The sequence below is a fragment of the Nitrosomonas sp. JL21 genome, from assembly GCF_009833095.1.
Lineage (GTDB): Bacteria > Pseudomonadota > Gammaproteobacteria > Burkholderiales > Nitrosomonadaceae > Nitrosomonas.
The window spans coordinates 1-1194 of sequence record NZ_QRCB01000077.1 but is presented as its reverse complement, the minus strand read 5'-3'; the positions used below and the strand labels follow the sequence as shown (position 1 = coordinate 1194).

Genomic DNA, 1194 nt, shown 5'->3' with positions numbered 1-1194 from the left:
TCATGGCAAAGAGTAAATTTGAGCGGTCGAAGCCACACGTAAACGTTGGAACGATAGGTCACGTGGATCACGGGAAGACGACGCTGACGGCGGCGATAACGACGATATTGACGAAGAAATTTGGTGGGGAAGCGAAGAGTTATGCACAGATTGACTCAGCACCCGAGGAACGTGCGCGAGGAATTACAATTAACACAGCGCATGTGGAATATGAGACTGAAAATCGTCACTATGCTCATGTGGATTGCCCTGGCCATGCGGACTATGTGAAGAACATGATTACCGGTGCGGCACAAATGGATGGCGCGATACTGGTGGTATCAGCAGCCGACGGTCCGATGCCACAGACTCGAGAGCATATCTTGCTGGCTCGTCAGGTGGGTGTTCCCTATATCATCGTGTATATGAACAAAGCGGATATGGTCGATGATGCAGAATTGATCGAGCTGGTGGAAATGGAAATCCGTGAATTGTTATCGAAATATGACTTTCCTGGCGATGATACCCCGATTGTGGTGGGATCGGCTCTGAAGGCGTTGGAAGGGGATCAAAGTGAGATTGGCGAGCCTTCGATCCTGAAACTGGCAGAAGCGCTGGATAGTTACATTCCCCAACCTGAACGTGCGATCGATGGGACATTCATCATGCCGGTTGAAGACGTGTTTTCGATCTCCGGGCGTGGAACGGTGGTGACTGGACGCGTGGAAAGAGGGATCATCAAAGTTGGCGAAGAGATAGAGATCGTAGGTCTGAAGCCGACCCTGAAGACGGTATGTACCGGTGTGGAAATGTTCCGCAAGCTTCTGGATCAGGGGCAGGCGGGTGATAATGTGGGGATATTGCTGCGCGGCACGAAAAGAGAAGAAGTGGAACGTGGTCAAGTGCTGGCTAAGCCGGGCAGTATTTCACCGCATACTAAGTTTACGGCAGAGATTTATGTACTTAGTAAAGAAGAAGGTGGAAGACACACCCCATTTTTTCCGGGATATCGTCCACAGTTTTATTTCAGAACGACGGACGTCACAGGCGCGATTGAATTGCCGGCGGGTACGGAAATGGTGATGCCTGGAGATAATGTATCTGTTACGGTGAACTTGATCGCGCCGATTGCGATGGAAGATGGGCTGCGCTTTGCGATACGCGAAGGTGGAAGAACCGTAGGTGCTGGTGTCGTCGCAAAAATTATTGAGTAAT

At 50.5% G+C, this 1194-nt stretch carries 1 protein-coding gene; it reads left to right on the top strand.

Annotated features, from left to right (window positions below; all coding sequences use genetic code 11):
• Positions 1-2: 2 nt before the first annotated feature.
• Positions 3-1193 carry an elongation factor Tu gene (tuf, locus tag ABF87_RS14565; RefSeq protein WP_160829839.1) on the top strand — a complete coding sequence of 397 codons (1191 nt, stop codon included), beginning with the start codon at positions 3-5 and terminating at the stop codon, positions 1191-1193.
• The last annotated feature ends 1 nt before the right edge of the window (position 1194 follow it).

Excerpts from the sequence above, each read along its gene's own strand:
- tuf (WP_160829839.1), top strand. The coding sequence starts at position 3 with ATGGCAAAGAGTAAATTTGAGCGGTCGAAGCCACACGTAAACGTTGGA.